This window comes from Pseudovibrio denitrificans JCM 12308, from assembly GCF_001310815.1.
In the GTDB taxonomy this organism is placed as follows: domain Bacteria; phylum Pseudomonadota; class Alphaproteobacteria; order Rhizobiales; family Stappiaceae; genus Pseudovibrio; species Pseudovibrio denitrificans.
Map to the genome: position 1 here is coordinate 112,815 of NZ_BAZK01000001.1, position 17,055 is coordinate 129,869.

16 protein-coding genes and 1 pseudogene are annotated in these 17,055 nt (G+C 53.0%); 7 read left to right on the top strand and 10 right to left on the bottom strand.

Annotated features, from left to right (window positions below; all coding sequences use genetic code 11):
• Positions 1-20 precede the first annotated feature (20 nt).
• Entirely contained in the window at positions 21-1,340 is a 1,320-nt protein-coding gene (locus JCM12308_RS00420; RefSeq protein ID WP_054782528.1) for a ferredoxin reductase family protein, read from the top strand.
• Positions 1,341-1,520: 180 nt separating this feature from the next.
• Positions 1,521-2,393 carry an urea carboxylase-associated family protein gene (locus tag JCM12308_RS00425; RefSeq protein WP_054782529.1) on the top strand — a complete coding sequence of 291 codons (873 nt, stop codon included), beginning with the start codon at positions 1,521-1,523 and terminating at the stop codon, positions 2,391-2,393.
• Positions 2,394-2,424: 31 nt separating this feature from the next.
• On the opposite strand, the gene JCM12308_RS00430 is transcribed toward JCM12308_RS00425, so the two are convergent.
• The gene (locus JCM12308_RS00430) at positions 2,425-3,411 is read right to left on the bottom strand and encodes a zinc-dependent alcohol dehydrogenase family protein (RefSeq protein WP_054782530.1); all 987 of its coding nucleotides are present in this window, start codon (positions 3,409-3,411) and stop codon (positions 2,425-2,427) included.
• Positions 3,412-3,712: 301 nt separating this feature from the next.
• Here JCM12308_RS00430 and JCM12308_RS00435 point away from each other — a divergent pair, with 301 nt between their 5' ends.
• The 5 genes from JCM12308_RS00435 to queF all read left to right on the top strand — a co-directional run bounded on the left by JCM12308_RS00435 (position 3,713) and on the right by queF (position 8,975).
• On the top strand, positions 3,713-6,472 hold the full coding sequence (locus JCM12308_RS00435) for a hypothetical protein (RefSeq protein ID WP_054782531.1): 2,760 nt from the start codon (positions 3,713-3,715) through the stop codon (positions 6,470-6,472).
• Between the two features lie 221 nt (positions 6,473-6,693).
• A complete protein-coding gene (gene queC / locus JCM12308_RS00440) occupies positions 6,694-7,392 on the top strand; it encodes a 7-cyano-7-deazaguanine synthase QueC (RefSeq protein ID WP_054782532.1) in 699 nt (232 codons plus the stop codon).
• Positions 7,392-7,748, top strand: a complete 357-nt coding sequence (gene queD, locus JCM12308_RS00445) for a 6-carboxytetrahydropterin synthase QueD (RefSeq protein ID WP_008547248.1) — start codon at positions 7,392-7,394, stop codon at positions 7,746-7,748. The genes queC and queD overlap by 1 nt, the downstream gene beginning before the upstream one ends.
• Positions 7,745-8,467, top strand: a complete 723-nt coding sequence (queE, locus tag JCM12308_RS00450) for a 7-carboxy-7-deazaguanine synthase QueE (RefSeq protein ID WP_054782533.1) — start codon at positions 7,745-7,747, stop codon at positions 8,465-8,467. Before queD ends, queE begins: the two co-directional genes overlap by 4 nt.
• 40 nt (positions 8,468-8,507) lie before the next feature.
• Positions 8,508-8,975, top strand: coding sequence for a preQ(1) synthase (gene queF / locus JCM12308_RS00455; protein ID WP_008547062.1), 468 nt, complete (start codon positions 8,508-8,510; stop codon positions 8,973-8,975).
• Between the two features lie 207 nt (positions 8,976-9,182).
• Here the strand turns inward: queF and rbsK are convergent, their stop codons facing one another.
• From rbsK to kduD, 9 genes and pseudogenes are all read right to left on the bottom strand, one after another.
• On the bottom strand, positions 9,183-10,100 hold the full coding sequence (gene rbsK / locus JCM12308_RS00460) for a ribokinase (protein ID WP_054782534.1): 918 nt from the start codon (positions 10,098-10,100) through the stop codon (positions 9,183-9,185).
• A 9-nt stretch (positions 10,101-10,109) separates the two neighbouring features.
• Entirely contained in the window at positions 10,110-11,105 is a 996-nt protein-coding gene (locus JCM12308_RS00465; protein WP_054782535.1) for a LacI family DNA-binding transcriptional regulator, read from the bottom strand.
• A gap of 69 nt (positions 11,106-11,174) precedes the next feature.
• The gene (gene rbsB, locus JCM12308_RS00470) at positions 11,175-12,056 is read right to left on the bottom strand and encodes a ribose ABC transporter substrate-binding protein RbsB (RefSeq protein WP_008546486.1); all 882 of its coding nucleotides are present in this window, start codon (positions 12,054-12,056) and stop codon (positions 11,175-11,177) included.
• Between the two features lie 139 nt (positions 12,057-12,195).
• Complete coding sequence (locus tag JCM12308_RS00475; RefSeq protein ID WP_208978128.1) at positions 12,196-13,029, bottom strand: ABC transporter permease subunit; 834 nt, start codon at positions 13,027-13,029, stop codon at positions 12,196-12,198.
• A gap of 5 nt (positions 13,030-13,034) precedes the next feature.
• Entirely contained in the window at positions 13,035-13,823 is a 789-nt protein-coding gene (locus JCM12308_RS28635; protein ID WP_208978129.1) for an ATP-binding cassette domain-containing protein, read from the bottom strand.
• 8 nt (positions 13,824-13,831) lie between these two features.
• Positions 13,832-14,527, bottom strand: coding sequence for an ATP-binding cassette domain-containing protein (locus JCM12308_RS28640; RefSeq protein ID WP_208978130.1), 696 nt, complete (start codon positions 14,525-14,527; stop codon positions 13,832-13,834).
• Positions 14,528-14,570: 43 nt separating this feature from the next.
• Positions 14,571-14,990, bottom strand: a complete 420-nt coding sequence (gene rbsD / locus JCM12308_RS00485) for a D-ribose pyranase (protein WP_008546674.1) — start codon at positions 14,988-14,990, stop codon at positions 14,571-14,573.
• A 378-nt stretch (positions 14,991-15,368) separates the two neighbouring features.
• Positions 15,369-16,204: pseudogene (gene kduI / locus JCM12308_RS00490) on the bottom strand (5-dehydro-4-deoxy-D-glucuronate isomerase).
• An 87-nt stretch (positions 16,205-16,291) separates the two neighbouring features.
• Positions 16,292-17,053, bottom strand: a complete 762-nt coding sequence (kduD, locus tag JCM12308_RS00495) for a 2-dehydro-3-deoxy-D-gluconate 5-dehydrogenase KduD (protein ID WP_054782536.1) — start codon at positions 17,051-17,053, stop codon at positions 16,292-16,294.
• Between the last annotated feature and the right edge of the window lie 2 nt (positions 17,054-17,055).

The window sequence follows — 17,055 nt, forward strand, 5'->3', positions numbered from 1 at the left end:
TACAGATCGAGCGTACCCGAATGAAACCCTTTGGCCTCTTCTTCATCTTTGCCAGTATCCTGCCTCCCCTGATGATCTTCTCTCAGTTTGGCGGTCAGGTTGAGTATGGTGTTTTGCTGAGCCAGTACCTTGGCATGGTCTCCCTGATCTTCATGGGACTTTTGCAGGTGATGGCCACACGCATGAAAGGTGTTGAGGCTGTGTTTGGGCCGCTCGACCGGGTTTATGTGCTGCACAAATGGCTGGCCATTCTGGCAATCGCAGCTGCTTTTCTTCATGACAGCATTGATGCAGATGCGATTTCCAAGGGTGGTGAGACGGATGGATTGGCCAAAGAGCTGGGTGAGATTGGCTTTTACGGCATTCTGATCCTGGGCCTTGGTTCTCTGGCGACGTTTATTCCCTATAACATCTGGCGCTGGACCCACCGTTTGATCGGCATCTTCTTTGCCCTTGCTGCCGCGCACTACCTGATGATCCCGAATGTGTTTTCGTGGAGTGATCCGGTGGGACTTTATGTGGCTGGCTTCTGTTTTGCCGGTATCGCGTCCTTCGCTTACCTGACCTACAAAGGCATGGTCGGTCGCACCAAGACCTATGAGGTGGAAGACGTGCAGATTTACGGGCGCATCACCAGTGTGACCCTGAAGCCGGAAGGCAAGCCCATTTCTCACGATGCAGGACAATTTGCCTACGTTTCCTTTGATCAGGCTGGCATGGGCGAAGTGCACCCTTACACGATTGCCTCAGCACCGCGCGAAGATGGCAAGATCCGGTTCTGTATCTCCGCGCTGGGCGATTACACCTCCCGTGTTCACCAGCTTCAGGTTGGCACCAAAGCGCAGCTCAGCAAAGGGTATGGCGGGTTCCGTAAGATGGCATCAAACCGGGATCAGATCTGGATTGCTGGTGGTGTAGGCATCACCCCATTCCTTGCCTGGGCGCAGACGTTGACGGGTGAAGAGACCGGCCAGATCTACCTTTACTACGGCGTGCGTAACCGGCTTGAGAGCCCGTTTGAGGAAGAACTGGAAGAGCTGCAAAACCGTCTGCCGAACCTGCACATCCAGTGGTTTGAGTCGGACATGGGTGAGTACATCGACGGGCGGTTGCTGAAAATTCTGCAGGGTAGTTACTTCGATGTGATGCCGATCGCGTTCTGTGGCCCGGAAGTGATGCGCAAGACCCTGATGCGCGATCTGAAAGCGCTGAACTACCCGTTACGCCAGTTCCATTATGAGGAGTTTCAGATGCGCTCCGGCCTTGGTTTTAGAAAGCTTTTCAGATTTCTGTTTGAGCGCCTCACTCAGTATTCTGGAAAGTTCGCCCCGGCCAAGTAACCTTGGCCATCCTAGAGGATAGCTGCACTGTCTGCCGGTGCAGCTATCTTTTTTGTGGTGCCTGCCCCCTTCGAAAGGTTTAGGACTGAAGGGATCAATGAAATTAAATCAATATATTAATTGAGCTCCGGAGGGTTCAATCAGACCAATAATTCCTACTGGTTTTTAGGACATTGGCTTATGACAAAACTTGCCTCCCGCTCGATCTCTACAGATGTTCCTGCCCCATCTGATGACCGCCGGTCAAAAAATCCGATTGTCTGTTACGAAGTGGACCACCTGCCCGCTTTTGATGCCGAGCTTTATCAGCAGGCAAAAGAGAGCCTAGAAAAGGTGGATGAGGTTGTTGTACCACCGCGTGATGGGGGCCATTTTCATGTGCCAGCCGGGCATTTTTTCCGCATTGTGAGTGTTGAAGGCCCGCAGGTAGGTGATCTGAACCTCTGGAACGCCAATGACCTGAACGAGCGCTTCTTCAGCGGTAAAACTCGCCAGCTGCATGCTTCTCACCTTTCCACGGGTGATCGCCTTTGGAGCAACATGCCTTATCTACGCCCGATGGCGACGATCACACAGGATACTCTGGACTGGTATGGCTGGGATGAAGATGGCGCTGGCGTTCATGATGTGATTGGCACGCGCTGTGATCCTTACACCAACCACATGCTCAAGAACGTGGATTATAACCACTGCTGCCATTCCAATCTGACCCGCGCTCTGGCCGATGCGCGCGGGCTGTCTCTGGATGGCGCTGAGCCGCATGTGCATGATGTGATGAACGTGTTCATGTGCACCGGCTTCACCCGTGACACGCATCAGTATTTCATGAAGGCGAGCCCGGTGCGGCCGGGTGACTTCATCGAGTTCTTTGCCGAGATTGATCTCTTGGGTGCGCTTTCCACCTGTCCGGGCGGGGACTGTGGCAGCAGCCATTCCGATGACAAGACACCATGCTACCCGCTTCTGGTGGAAATTTTCAAACCAGCAGACGGCTCATTGAAAGGTTGGTCACCTGCCAAACGCAGCGGATATGCTGGTGGGCACAAGGCCTAACTGAACCTGACGAGACTGGTGTAGTCTGGGCTCATGGGATGAGGACAGCTGCACCGGATAGTCTGCCGTGGCGCAGGTCTTCCAGAGCCGTGTTGGCCTCCTCCAATTTGTAAGGAATGCAGTGGGTTTTCACGCCCGCTTGTTTGGCGATGGGGAAGAACTCCAGTGCATCTTCTCTGGTGAGATTGGCAACGGAGACAACTTCGCGTTCTTCCCATAGCAATGAGTATGGCATTTGCGGGATGTCGCTCATGTGGATGCCACCACAGACGATCCGTCCACCTTTACGCAGTGCTTTGAGCGCAGCTGGAACGAGCGCTCCGACCGGGGCGAAGATGATGGCGGCATCCAGCTTTGTAGGTGGGTCGTCTTCAGAGCTTCCGGCCCATGTGGCACCCAGCTCTCGCGCGAAGTCCTGCGCTTGTGTGTCACCGCTTCTGGTGAAGGCATAGACCTCCCGACCCTGCCAGATGCAGATTTGCGCGATGATATGGGCGGCGGCACCAAAACCGTAGATGCCGATCTTCCTGCCCTCGCCTGCTTTCTCCAGTGATCTCCAGCCGATCAATCCGGCGCATAGCAAAGGGGCGAGCGCGACCGGGTCGGCGTCTTCATCCAGCTCAAATGCATAGTGACGATCAGCGATGGTGTGCGTGGCAAAGCCTCCGTCCCGGGTGTAGCCTGTGAAGATGGGGTGATCGCAAAGGTTCTCCTGATGGTTCTGGCAGAACGAGCAACAGCCACAGGTGTGCCCGAGCCACGGAATGCCTACTCTCACTCCCGGTTTCAGATCGCTGACACCTGCCCCACAGGCTTTCACTCTGCCGACAATTTCATGGCCGGGGATCAGTGGGAGTTTGGGGTGTTTGAGATCGCCATCAACCACATGCAGGTCCGTCCGGCATACGGCACAGGCCTCTATCTCAACGAGGATTTCACCAGCTTGCGGTGTGGGTGGGGCATCGCGCTGTTGCAGGGTGAGCGGTTTTCCGATCTCAGTCAGGACCATGGCTTTCACGCGGCATTCTCCTTTTCGCTCATGGCGATGATTGAGACCAGATTACACGGTCTTGGCTCATGAAAATCCTGTGATCTGAGTGGGGTTACTTTTGGCGTGCCGTGACGGTCGAAAATAGATCAATAATAAGAGAAAACCGAACCATTTATCACAACGCATATTTCATGAAGGTCCGTCATAACGGTCTGGTGCGCGTGTGCGCGATGTTTGTTGGAGTGGAGTCCCGCGGAGATGCCGGATGCGTCTGAACGTGGGTTTTCCTGTTTGATGTCTCTCATACGATAGCTGAGTGAAACCTCCGATGCCTGAACCAGAAACCACCAGTACCCCGACTGAAACCACAACCAGTCCCGATCAACCTGAAGGCCTGATGACCCCGACGGAGGCATCCTGGGCGCAGCAGATGTATGCGTTATTCGGTGAAACTTTCCCGAGCCTAGAGGTCGCTTTTGATATCGTTTTTGATGCGCAACGTGAAAAAAGTGAAAGAGAAATCGAAGAAGCCAGATCCCGGATGGATGAGTCCGATCGACGGGAAGCTGAAGCTGAAGTCAGACGAAATGCTGCCTTCATGATGACACTTGACGATATTGCACGCACTGAAGAGCTGGAAAGCGAGATGGAACAGCTCACAGCCAATCCTTTAGAGGCTGTTGACCTTCCTGACTCCCCCGATTTGTCGTTACAGAGTGTGATAGTCAAACAGATTGCGGCTCTGAAGCATAAAAGAGAAACTCTGTTTGCTGACATCAGAGTATTTCATAATTTAGATTCAGAAAAAGATGCCTTCACTTCTGCTTACAAGATCATCGGCGTCCTTTTAGAAAAAGCAGACATCCAACGAGGCGTTTATAATTTTGCGGGCTGCGAAGTGACCCTGGATGAAGTGGATCGCAAGCTCGATGACATGAAAACTCTTTTGAAAGATGCACAATCCAACCGTGCAATCGCTGTCTCCAGCGAAGATGAAGCGATGATTGATGTAGATGTCAGATCAATCAGGGAAATCATATACGAGCTGGAGGATGCTGGATACACCGGATTAGCCACACAATTATTGATCAACATGAACCAAAATCAGGATTCGGTGACAAGGCACGATGATCCCCGCTGGACTGATCTCATGTCTGATGCAGCTGCCTGTAAAGCAACGTTACCAGAGCTTCGCACTATAACCAGACAAATTGAAACGCTTTGCGAAAGCATGTCCGCAGGTGCTCCGACAACGGCCGCCTCAGATACACTCGATGACCTGCACGATTTCCAAACAGATACATCTCGCAATGTGACTTCAACTCTTCGGTTGGTTACCGCCCTGAAGACAACTGCGCACCGACGTGAAATGTGGATCAAAAATCAGGAATGGGCCAAAACAGACTTAGATGAACGCACCACCAAATACAGAAAGCAGTTGGAAAAGTTCATTGTCTTTGACGAAGACAAGCAGGTGGTGACGAAAGAAAGTAAATCAGAAGCTCGTGCACGTGCTGTTGAAACAGACGGGCTGGACAAAGATATTATGGCGCAGGTTGCCAAAAGACCTAAGGGTAAAAAAGTAAAAGTAGTTCCTCGATCAACCATCGATAGTCTGTTGGAGTCATTTGAGTTTCTCGATGAGTTACGCAGTTCTGGTGTAGCTGGTATTGAATCCATTGCCCTTGAAGAGTTCATCAAAGCAGAAGACATATTGGAAGGTATTAACACCAATCCAACAGGGTATGATGACCTTCAAACACGAACTCAGAAAATTCTAGATAAGGTCGCTAACACCAAAACTGGCAAGAAGGCGATCTATTACATCGAAGCTAAAATGAACCTTGAAGAAGATGTTCGTATCCTGCGAGAGAAAGCTCCAAGTATGAATATCAACAAGGCGCTAGGCCAATGCAACAAGTTAGAAGGGACTCGACTTGAACCGCTGTTAAAGCAGCTGGAAGCTGCTGTTGGTTTCAAAGAGGTCTTCGAAAAGAAACTTGAGCCAGTTGATAAGATTTTCAAGCAAATTCCGGAGTTACTTGCCAAGTTAGGAGCTGCTCGCCCCGAGCTTGCTAAGAAGTTCAAAAAGGTTTGGCTACCCAAGCATGAGAAAGTCTATCACGGTGAGTTGGAAATGGAGCTGAAGAACGCAAAAGTCACCGCTCATAACGCCAACACCGTAGATGACGTCAAAGACGCGATAACCCAGGTAAACACAGTCAAAGCTAAAGCTGACAAGTATGTGCAGGAGTTGAAAGAGCGCATTTCGCATCTTGATGAGGATGTTGATGGACCTCGCACCACACCTGAGCAGGATGAGTTTTTCGAAAAGATCGAAGCGGACTACAAAGAAGGTGTTCAGCTGGAGATTGACCGGAAGCTCGCCAAAAGCAAGTTCAATGAAACGTCTCGTCCGATGAGGGATGAGTTGGAAATGCTCACGGCGAAGGCCAAGAGCTGGAAAGGTGCCAAAGCAGCTTTAAAAGGCTTCCCACGCATTGATACGGCCAACTATGACCCGACCCGTTTCAAGGATCTGCTGGCAGAAGTGAAACTTCTGGAACAGGAATGTGCGGTGAACTCTTCCTATGAAGAGAACATGGGCCGGTTGAACGAGCTGAAAGGCATGTATGATGCCATGCGCGGTGAGCTGACCGGCTTCCGAGAGGACATCGCCAAGGACGTTGTGAAAGCCACCGAGAAGGCCATTGCTCGCATGGAGACAGCGAAGACCTTTGCTGAAGGTGGTTTTATCACCGGTGTGGCTGGCAAGCAGGACGCTGGCGAAAACATCGTGGATACCAGCACTTTGAAGCGGTTCGCTGCGTGCGTTACCAAGCCGATCATACCTGGTGATTTGCGGGCGCAAGCGCAGATCATCGGCGATAAAAAGAAGTCGCTTGAGGAACGCAAGAAGGCACGCGAAGAAGCTTTGCGCATTGTGCGGCCTTTGCTGGCGCGTCTGGATGGGGACAAGGCGATCAAGCTGTACCGCCGCCATCCATTCGGTTTGGATAATGACGTCAATGTCTTGCGGCCTGTTCTGGTGCAGCTGGAAGTTAAACTGCTGACGCTGGCAGCGTAGAAACGCACTGCTTTTGCGGTTTCTGGATGAGGTCGCAGAAGCACGCACTCACAACCCTGAAGTGTTATTTGCATTTATACTCAGCAGGTTATCCATGAGATATATGCAGAGTGCGAAATAGTCCTTTTCCTTGCCCATTTAGTCTGCTAGGTACCGGCTTGCTCAGCAATGAGTGCCGGTCGCAGCCTACCCGGCAACAGCGAAAACAAGGACTAAACCTTATGAAGACTATCGTAATCTGCTCCGGCGGATTGGATTCGGTCACGCTTGCCTACAAGGTTGCGCGTGAACACGAATTGCTTGGCCTCGTCTCTTTTGACTATGGTCAGCGGCACAAGAAAGAGCTGGATTATGCGGCGCATGCTGCAAAACAGCTGGGTGTGCCGCATCATATTCTGGACATGAGCCAGATTGGAGCGCATTTGAGCGGCTCCGCTCTTACAGATGATGTTGATGTTCCTGACGGGCACTATGCCGAAGAGAACATGAAGGTCACTGTGGTTCCCAACCGAAACGCAATCATGCTGTCCATTGGCTTTGGCATTGCGGCTGCGCAGCAGGCCGATGCTGTGGCTGCGGCGGTGCACGGGGGTGATCACTTCATCTACCCGGACTGTCGCCCAGGCTTCATCAAAAGCTTTGAAGCCATGCAGAAGCTGGCTTTGGACGGCTATGCCAATGTGAGCCTTTACACGCCATTTGTAGAAATTTCCAAAGGTGCCATCGTTGCTGAAGGTGCCCGGATCAACGTGCCGTTTGAGGACACGTGGTCCTGCTACAAAGGCGGAGAGAAACACTGCGGGCGGTGCGGCACCTGTGTTGAACGGCGAGAAGCCTTTGACCTTGCGGGTGTTGAGGACCCAACAGACTACGCGGATCCGGACTACTGGAAATCCGCGGTGGAACGAGCGGAACCATAATGTACAAAATCACAAAGGAATTTCACTTCTCGGCTTCGCACCAACTCTGCGAAATGCCGGAGGGACATCCTTGCGCGCGTCTGCATGGGCACAACTACATTGTGGTGGTTGAGCTCGCCAGCGAGTTTCTCAATGAATACGGCTTCGTGGTGGACTTTACTGAGCTGAAACCGCTCAAGCGTTTCATTGATGATGAGCTGGATCACCGGCACCTGAACGAGGTGTTCGGGCATGATCAGGTGACTTCCGAGTTTCTAGCCAAGACCATTTACGAGTTCTGTAAAGGCCACTGGACGGAGACCTGCGCAGTACGTGTGAGTGAAACTCCAAAAACGTGGGCGGAATACCGACCATGAGCAAACTCAGTATCAGCGAGATCTTTGGACCAACCATTCAGGGCGAAGGCGCGTTGATTGGCGAGCCAACCGTTTTTGTGCGGGCTGGTGGCTGTGACTATCGATGCAGCTGGTGTGACACGCTGCATGCGGTGGACAGTGCCTATCGTCATACCTGGGACCAGATGGACAGTGAGGACGTTTGGAAGAAGGTTGAGGAGCTTTCCTGCGGTCAACCGATCACCGTTTCTCTTTCTGGCGGCAATCCTGCCATTCAGGACTTCTCAAAGCTGATCGCGCTTGGCAAAGCCAAAGGCTACAAGTTCGCAATTGAGACGCAAGGGTCTGTTGCGCGGGACTGGTTTGCGGATCTGGATACGCTGGTGCTGAGCCCTAAGCCACCTTCTTCTGGTGAGATCGTGAACTGGGACAAGTTCGACGCTTGTCTGGATGCTGCGCTCAACACCGCCACCTGTGTGATCAAAGTGGTGGTGTTTGATGACGTGGACTACGACTGGGCCAAAGACGTTAGTGAGCGCTACCCTTACCTGCCGATGTACCTGCAGCCGGGCAACCATACCCCTCCTCCGCCTGAAGATGATGATGCGACCATCGACATGGACGGCATCATGGACCGTATGCACTGGCTGGTGGACAAAACTGTTTCCGATCAATGGTTCAAGCCACGCATTCTGCCGCAGCTGCATGTGCTGCTGTGGGGCAACAAGCGCGGCGTTTAACGCATAATCCTTTGAACCGACAAATGAGTTCGAGAGAGCAATGAGCAAAGACGATATCTATAAAAATCTGACCATGCTGGGCGGTGACACTGTTCAGCCGCAGTCCCCTGAGGAAGCTGTTCTGGAAAAGGTTCCGAACCCTCAGCAGGGTACGCCTTATGCGATCCGCTTTACTGCGCCGGAGTTCACCTCCCTGTGCCCGATCACCAACCAGCCTGATTTTGCGCATCTGGTGATTGATTATGTGCCAGACCAGTGGCTGGTTGAGAGCAAGTCTCTGAAACTGTTCCTGACATCCTTCCGCAACCACGGTGCGTTCCACGAAGACTGCACCGTTTCCATCGGAAAACGTCTGGTGGACACGTTGAACCCGATCTGGCTGCGCATTGGCGGTTATTGGTATCCGCGCGGTGGTATTCCGATTGATGTGTTCTACCAGACCGGTGAAGAGCCAAAAGGTGTCTGGATTCCAGAACAGGGCGTGCCGACGTATCGCGGTCGCGGCTAAATAATTTGGTGCGGCGTCTTCTTATCTAGCGAGGCGGCGCATACAGTATCAGTTGGGGTTGCGAAAAGGCTGCCAACCCTAACTTTGCTTTTTCTGATCAGCCTTAGAGCATGCCTGCGTTCATTCATATTCACGCCTCACGCTCTAACATTTTTATTTTGAGCGAATTCTTGTCGTTTGATTAAGTTTAATCAAACGGAACGCGCTCTAAGCGCCCATCAGGGCTTCAACTTCAGCCAGTGTTGGTGCAGATGTGGCTGCGCCGTGTTTGGTGGTGGAGAGCGCGCCGCAAGCAGCAGCGAAGCGGACAGCTTCTGCCAGAGTTTTACCGCCAGCCAACGCATAGGCCAGACCGCCGTTGAAGCAATCACCGGCTGCCACAGTGTCGATCGCGTTCACCTTGAACGGCTCTACGAACCCTTCACTCTCACCGTCCTTGAAATAGACGCCGCGTGCGCCCAGTTTCACAACAGCCGCAGCAACGCCCTGCTCTCTCAGCAGGTTCGCCGCATGGGCAGCTTCTTCTGCGTTTGTTGGACGGAAGCCGGTGAGGATTTCGGTTTCAGTCTCGTTTGGCGTGACAACATCCACGTTCTGCAGAAAACCTTCCGGCAGGCCATGAACTGGTGCCGGAGCTGGGTCAAAGATCACCTTACCGCCAGAGGCACGAACCTTCTTTGCCGCGCTCTGGCAGGTTTCGACCGGGATCTCCAGCTGCATGAGCATGATCTTAGCGGTTTCCAGCACGTCAGAAGAGCGGTCCAGATCACTTTCATCAACGGCCAGATTTGCGCCTCCGATGACGATGATGCTGTTTTCAGAGTTTGCGTCTACGCCGATGACTGCGATGCCGGTGCCGTGGGTCTCATCCAGATGCACATGCTCGGTTGAAACACCCATATCTGCCAGATGCTGGGCCGCGATATCACCAAAGCCATCCTTGCCGATGCGACCTACGAGCTTTGCGTCGCCACCTAGTTTTGATGCAGCCACAGCCTGATTGCAGCCCTTGCCGCCCAGGTTGATGGCATAGCTGTGTCCATGCAGCGTTTCGCCGGGCTGAGGCAAGCGGTCAGAACGGGTTGTGATATCAACATTGATGGAACCGACAATGGCGATGGACATGAGTTATTCCTAGTTAATAACGGAGCTGCGGACGACGAGTTCTGGCACCAGTTTGATCACGGGTGGCATCTCTGTCTTCTCTTCCAGATGATTGATCAGCGCTTCTGCAGCGCTCAGCCCAAGCTCGAAGCTGGGCTGTTTGATGGTGGTCAGCGTTGGCGCCATGTAGGAGGCATACTCCACGTCATCATATCCGATAACGGAGATGTCTTCGGGAATGCGCAGACCGTGTTCCTGAATGGCCCGGTAGGCGCCCATGGCCATGAGGTCGTTGAAGGCGAAGATGGCTTCTGGCTGGCTGTCCGCTTCGAGAATTTGCTTCATGCCTTCATAACCGCCGGATGCGGTGAGAAGACCAGCAGATTGCCACTTTTCTTCCACGGGCAGGCCTGCTGCTTCCATGGCCGTTTTATAGCCTTTGTAACGCTCAATAGAGCGTGGGTGATCCTGCGGCCCCATGAGGCAGCCGATTTTGGTCAGGCCGCGTTTGATCAGGTGTTCTGTTGCCAGTTTGCCGCCGAGAACGGAGTCATCCTGTAGCGTACAGGCATTTGGATGCGGGGCGGAATCCAGAATGGCTTTTGGTAGTTTGCCCAGTCTGCTGAGCTGCTCGTAAAGAGCCGGATCTGTTTTGGTGGTCATCACCATGAGGGCATCAATGCGGCGCTGAAGCAAGGTGTTGAGATTTGCCAGCTGCCTGTCGGACTGATGCCCTGAGTTACACAGGATGAGACTGAAATTGTGTTGGTAGCAGCCCTCTTCCACGCCGCGCACAACATCCGCGAAGAATGGGTTGGAGCTGCTGGAGACCAACATGCCGATGATGTTGGTGCGTTTAACCTTGAGCGCGCGGGCCATCATACTTGGCTGGAAACCAAGGGACTGGATGGCTTCCTCCACTTTTTGCTTGGTCAGGGGAGCAACATAGCGTGTCTCGTTGATCACGTGAGACACTGTAGATGCGGAGACCCCCGCAGCCTGTGCAACATCCTTGATACTGACCATTTCCGCTCCGGTTCAAAGAGTCGGGCCTGGCGCTTACGCCAAACCCGATTTTATTCAGATTACTTGCACTTACTTGGTTACAAGTTTCAGCGCAACTGGAGTGTACGCGTCGACTTTTTCACCTTTAAGGACTTTATCCGCAGTGTCTACGCCGATGGAACCGATCATGCCAGCCTGCTGAGCAACAGTTGCCAGCATTGCGCCTTCTTCAACAGCTTTTACGCCGTCGTCGGTGCCGTCGAAGCCAACGACGATGATGTCGCGGTTTGCAGCTTCAATCGCTTTGATTGCGCCCAGAGCCATTTCATCATTGTGTGCGAACACTGCATCGATTTCTGGCTGTGCCTGCAGGATGTTTTCCATCACGTTCAGGCCTTTGGTGCGGTCAAAGTCAGCTGGCTGAACTGCAACCAGTTCGATGCCGGATGCGCCGTGCATTGCTTTTTTGAAGCCTGTGCCACGGTCACGTGCTGCAGAAGTACCTGGAACACCTTCCAGCTCAACGATTTTGCCGCTACCGCGCAGGGTTTCAACGATCAGCTCACCAGCCATTTCACCGCCGAGGATGTTGTCAGACGCAACGTGGGAAACCACTTTACCGCGTGCGGCGCCACGGTCGAGGGTAACAACCGGAACATCCTTGCGGTTTGCAGCACGGATGGAGCTGGAAACTGCATCAGAGTCAGTTGGGTTGATCATCAGCAGAGCAACGTTTTTGCTGAGAACGTCTTCTACGTTTGCCAGCTCTTTAGCCGGATCGTTCTGGCTGTCGAGAACAACGATTTTGTAGCCAAGCTCATTTGCGCGAGCTTCTGCACCTTCTTTCAGGGTCACAAAGAACGGATTGTTCAGTGTGGACACGACCAGAGCCAATGTGTCCTGTGCCATGGAAACTGCTGTGGAGCCGAGAAGAAGAGCAGCACCTGCTGCCAAACTCACTAGTTTTTTCATAGAAACCTCCCGAGGTTCAGTTTGTTTGCTCACGCGTTTGATTTGCCACGGCTGTCGACGACAACCGCCAGAAGGATAACCGCACCTTTTGCGATCATCTGGTAGTAGGATGAAACATCCATAATATTCAGTGCGTTATTCAACACACCGATGATAAGGCACCAATAATGGTGCCGAAGATCCGGCCTTTGCCGCCAGCGAGGCTGGTGCCACCAAGAACCACCGCTGCAATCGCGTCGAGCTCGTAACCAAGACCAGCTGTTGGCTGTGCAGATTCAAGACGTGCTGTCAGGATGATGCCTGCCAGTGCTGCGAGCGCACCGCTGAGGGCGTAGACAAGAATTTTGACTTTTTTGACGTTGATGCCAGACAGGCGCGCCACGTTCTCATTGCCGCCAATGGCGTAAACGTAACGACCGAAACGGGTCTGGCTGAGGATGAACCAGCAGATCGCAAAGATAACGACCATCAGGATCACCGGGTTCGGAATACCGAAGATGTAACCGCCGCCAAACTGGTAAAAGCTTTCAGCCACATCAAAGTAGCCGGTGGAGATTGGGCGACCTTGTGTATAGACCAGCGTCGCGCCGCGGATCATGGTCATGCCGACCAGAGTTGCGATGAATGGCTGGACGTTGAAGTAGCTGATGATCACACCGCTGGTGGCACCAAGGCCCGCACCCACCATGATGGTGATGAACAGCGCGATCACAAGCGGTGTATCCATGCCGATAAGGCTTGCGCAGATCGCGCCTGCGAAGGCCAGAATGGAGCCAACCGCCAGATCGATGCCCGCTGTCAGGATCACGAAGGTCATGCCCATGGCGATAACGGCGTTGATCGAGGTTTGACGCAGGATGTTGAGCATGTTGTCAACGCCGAGGAAGTTGGCGTTGGCGAAGGACACTGCGGCCATCAGGATAATCAGGCCAATCAGAGACTTATTTTCACTGATAAAGTCGTTGAGCTTCATCTGTTTTACCCGTTTGTTTGGCCTGCAACGGCGCAGCGCATAATGTTTTCTTGTGTGGCTTCGTCTCTGTCGAACGATCCGGTCAGCTTGCCGCTGGACAAGACGAGGATGCGATCAGAGATGCCCAGAAGCTCTGGCATGTCGGAGGAGATCAGCAGGATGCAAAGGCCCTCTGCCTTCAGCTTGTTGATCAGCGTGTAGATTTCGCGTTTTGCGCCAACATCCACCCCGCGTGTTGGTTCATCAAGGATGAGAACCTTTGGCTCCGGCACCAGTGACTTGGCGATGGAGACCTTCTGCTGGTTGCCACCGGACAGGTTGGAGATGATGGTGTTTGCATCTCTGGTCTTGATGGCGAAGGCTTCGATGTACTCGCTGATGGTGACCGCTTCAGAGGCTTTGTTGACGAAGCCGAATGCGTTGCAGAACCGGTCCAGTCCTGTGAGGGACATGTTGGAGCCCAGCTCCTGAGACTGAACGAGCCCTTCCTGCTTGCGGTCTTCGGTGACGTAGCCGATTTGCGCTTTTACACCGTCCTGCGGAGATCTGAGGCGGATCTCTTTGCCGTCGATTTTGACTGCACCGCTTTTGATTGGGTTGGCGCCAAAGATGGCCTTTGCCAGCTCTGTTCGCCCTGCCCCAACGAGGCCTGCAAAGCCAACCACTTCACCCGCATGGGCTGTGAAGGAGATTTCCTTGGCACCATGTGCGGAAAGCTTTTCAACTTCGATGCGTACATCGCCCGGAACAGCTGGCACAAATGGGTACTGATCAGAAAGTTCGCGGCCCACCATGTGGCGGATCAGGTCGTCTTCGGTGATCTCTGCAACGGGGCCTGATGGACCATTTCACCGTCACGCAGAATGGCGATGTCGTCACACATCTGGAAGATTTCACCCAGACGGTGTGAGATGAAGACAAGGCCTTTTCCCTGAGCGCGTAGCTCATCGACGACTTCGAACAGGATTGCTGTCTCAATATCGGTGAGCGCGTCGGTTGGCTCATCCATGATGATCACTTCAGCATTCAGCGAGAGCGCTTTTGCGATCTCAACCATTTGCTGCTGCGCGATGGAAAGCCTGCCCAATGGGGTTTTGGGATCAATATCCTGCTTCAGTTGTGCGAGGTATTTTTTGCTTTCCCGTTCAATCACATCCCACTGGATCTTGCCCAGTTTGGTCGGTTCACGGCCCAGATAGATATTCTCTGCGACGGAGAGTTCAGGAAGCAAATTAAGTTCTTGGTGAATAATGCCAATTCCGGCATCCATGGACTGACGCGCGGTGGTGAACTCTACTTCCTTGCCCTTGTAGACCACTTTACCCGCATCACGCTGATAGATGCCTGATATGATTTTCATCAGGGTTGATTTGCCGGCTCCGTTTTCACCGGCCAGAGCCACAACACGCCCGGCACGGATGGTCAGATCAACGGATTTGAGCACGTTGATCCCGGAGAAGGATTTTTCAATTCCCTGAAGTTGAAGAAGGGTTGTCACTGGGTGTCCTCTCCCAAAGCCCGAATGGTTTTGTAGACTTTCCTCAGAACGTCACGCCTGAATAGAAAATCACATTGGCGTAGGGTGTGCATTCTCCCGTGCGCACCACGGCCCGGCATTTGCCCGTTAATGCCTTAAATTCCTCATGAGAGACAGTTGTGGTCTCTACGTTGGTGCCCTGACACTTTGCGATTTCGGCAATCAGCGAGCGCAAACGCAAATGATAGGCTGGCTGCTGTTCGATCAGCTCTTCAGCAATTACAACCCGCTCCACCTGCATCTCAGCTGTGATCGCGCTTGCTGTTTCCAGCATGCCCGGCAGGCCCTTTGTAATTGCAAGGTCGATACGCTCGACATCCTTGGAAATTGGGAGCCCGGCATCTCCAACACAAAGACCATCCCCATGGCCCATATGAGAGATAATGCTAGAGACCGGAGCGTTTAAAAGTACGCCCTTCTTCATTGCAGCAAGTCCTCCGCGTTGTCTCGATTGAAGAGACGTTAACAGGCGCGCATGAGTTACGCAACCGTTTGCGCAAACGTTTGCGTAAGTCATTTCCTGGAATTATTCCAGCTCATTTCAGGCATACTGAATGCATGGGTGCCCTGTCCGTTCAGCTGGATCGGCAAAAATATCAGAGGTTATATGGATTTATTGCGGATCAGATTTTGGTCTGCAGATGACTGTGACGGCAGCGCTCAGATGTACCACTGAGACAATTTGCGCCTGTTTTATCACTCTGAGTTTTTGGGGATATGTGGTCCCTCACCTGCCCACACAGCAAAAAACCCCGCTTCTTTCGAAGCGAGGCTCGTTGGATTTCATCGGATCAATTGATGATTATTTCAGATCAGGCACCGCGATGTGATCCATGTCGGTGAACTCCTGATTTTCACCGGTCATGCCCCAGATGAAGGTGTAGGACTGGGTGCCGACACCGCTATGGATGGACCAGCTTGGTGAGATCACCGCCTGCTCATTGTGAACGAACAGATGGCGAGTTTCCTGTGGTTCCCCCATCAGGTGCACAACGGCTGCATCGTCATTCATGTTGAAATAGAAATACACTTCCATGCGACGATCATGCGTGTGCGCTGGCATGGTGTTCCAGATAGAACCCTGATGCAGTTTAGTCATGCCCATCAGCAGCTGGCAGGTTGGTAGCACATCTGGCACGAAGTACTTGTTGATGGTGCGCTCATTGCAGTTTTCAGCATCGCCCAGAGTGACCGGTGAAGCTTCTGCCAAGGTCACCTTCTTGTTCGGGTAAGTTTTGTGAGCCGGAGCGCAGTTGTAGTAAAGCTTGGCCGGGTTCTGCTTATCAACGCTCTTGAAGGAGACGTCTTTCGCGCCCATGCCGACGTAAAGCGCTTCTTCCTGAGCGATCTCATAGCCTTCACCATCAACGGTAATGACAGCCGGGCCGCCCACGTTGATGAAGCCGATTTCGCGGCGTTCCAGGAAGTAAGAAACGCCCAGCTTCTTACCGTAGTCTGCTTCCAGTACGACTTCCGTATTCACCGGCATGACACCGCCCACAATGATGCGGTCCACGTGGCTGTAGGTCATGGTGATTTCATCGGTAGCAAAGATGCTTTCGATGAGGAACTCGCGGCGTAGGCTTCTGTGTCCAATGTTTTGGCGTGCTCGCTGTGAATTGCCTGTCTGACTTCCATGATAATCTCCTAAAATTCGGCGATTGGGCGCAGATCTCCGTGCGCCCAGTAGTTCAACTGCGCGTTCTTTGTTTTTGGTTTTGTAGTTCAGTTAGCGGGCGAGCAGCCACCATCGACGGCCAGCGTGAAGCCATTGACGTAGGACGCCGCTTCAGAGGCCAGGAACACACATGGACCAGCCACGTCACCCGGTTCACCCCAACGCTCTGCCGGAATACGTTCCAGAATGGCCTGATTGCGGTCAGCATCAGCACGCAGGGCTGCGGTGTTGTTGGTTGCCATGTAACCCGGCGCAATCGCGTTGACGTTGATGCCGTGCTTTGCCCACTCATTCGCCAGCGCGCGGGTCAGGCCCAACACAGCGCTTTTGGAGGCGGTGTAGGATGGAACGCGAATGCCGCCCTGATAAGAGAGCATGGAGGCGACGTTGATGATTTTGCCGCCATTGCCTTGCTTGACGAACTGCTTTGCTACCAGCTGGGAGAGGAAGAAGAGCGAGCGGATGTTGAGATTCATCACCGCGTCCCAGTCATCCTCAGAGAAGTCCAGCGCATCTTCGCGGCGGATGATGCCAGCGTTGTTGACCAGAATATCGACCTTACCTGTGGCCGCAACAGCATCAGCGACAACACCCGGAAGAGCCTCTTTATTACTCAGGTCTGCGCGCAGATCAAAGAATTTGCGCCCTGTTTCGGCCATAACGGCAATGGTGTCTTTTGGCTCCACCACATTGACGCCAACGATATCGCAGCCAGCTTTGGCGAGCCCTACAGCCATGGCCTGACCCAGACCAGTGTCACAGCCCGTTACGATTGCAGTTTTTCCATTCAAATCAAACTGATTCAGCATAT

Excerpts from the sequence above, each read along its gene's own strand:
- JCM12308_RS00420 (WP_054782528.1), top strand. The coding sequence starts at position 21 with ATGAAACCCTTTGGCCTCTTCTTCATCTTTGCCAGTATCCTGCCTCCC.
- JCM12308_RS00425 (WP_054782529.1), top strand. The coding sequence starts at position 1,521 with ATGACAAAACTTGCCTCCCGCTCGATCTCTACAGATGTTCCTGCCCCA.
- JCM12308_RS00435 (WP_054782531.1), top strand. The coding sequence starts at position 3,713 with ATGCCTGAACCAGAAACCACCAGTACCCCGACTGAAACCACAACCAGT.
- queC (WP_054782532.1), top strand. The coding sequence starts at position 6,694 with ATGAAGACTATCGTAATCTGCTCCGGCGGATTGGATTCGGTCACGCTT.
- queD (WP_008547248.1), top strand. The coding sequence starts at position 7,392 with ATGTACAAAATCACAAAGGAATTTCACTTCTCGGCTTCGCACCAACTC.
- queE (WP_054782533.1), top strand. The coding sequence starts at position 7,745 with ATGAGCAAACTCAGTATCAGCGAGATCTTTGGACCAACCATTCAGGGC.
- queF (WP_008547062.1), top strand. The coding sequence starts at position 8,508 with ATGAGCAAAGACGATATCTATAAAAATCTGACCATGCTGGGCGGTGAC.
- rbsK (WP_054782534.1), bottom strand. The coding sequence starts at position 10,100 with ATGTCCATCGCCATTGTCGGTTCCATCAATGTTGATATCACAACCCGT.
- JCM12308_RS00465 (WP_054782535.1), bottom strand. The coding sequence starts at position 11,105 with ATGGTCAGTATCAAGGATGTTGCACAGGCTGCGGGGGTCTCCGCATCT.
- rbsB (WP_008546486.1), bottom strand. The coding sequence starts at position 12,056 with ATGAAAAAACTAGTGAGTTTGGCAGCAGGTGCTGCTCTTCTTCTCGGC.
- JCM12308_RS00475 (WP_208978128.1), bottom strand. The coding sequence starts at position 13,029 with ATGAAGCTCAACGACTTTATCAGTGAAAATAAGTCTCTGATTGGCCTG.
- JCM12308_RS28635 (WP_208978129.1), bottom strand. The coding sequence starts at position 13,823 with ATGGTGGGCCGCGAACTTTCTGATCAGTACCCATTTGTGCCAGCTGTT.
- rbsD (WP_008546674.1), bottom strand. The coding sequence starts at position 14,990 with ATGAAGAAGGGCGTACTTTTAAACGCTCCGGTCTCTAGCATTATCTCT.
- kduD (WP_054782536.1), bottom strand. The coding sequence starts at position 17,053 with ATGCTGAATCAGTTTGATTTGAATGGAAAAACTGCAATCGTAACGGGC.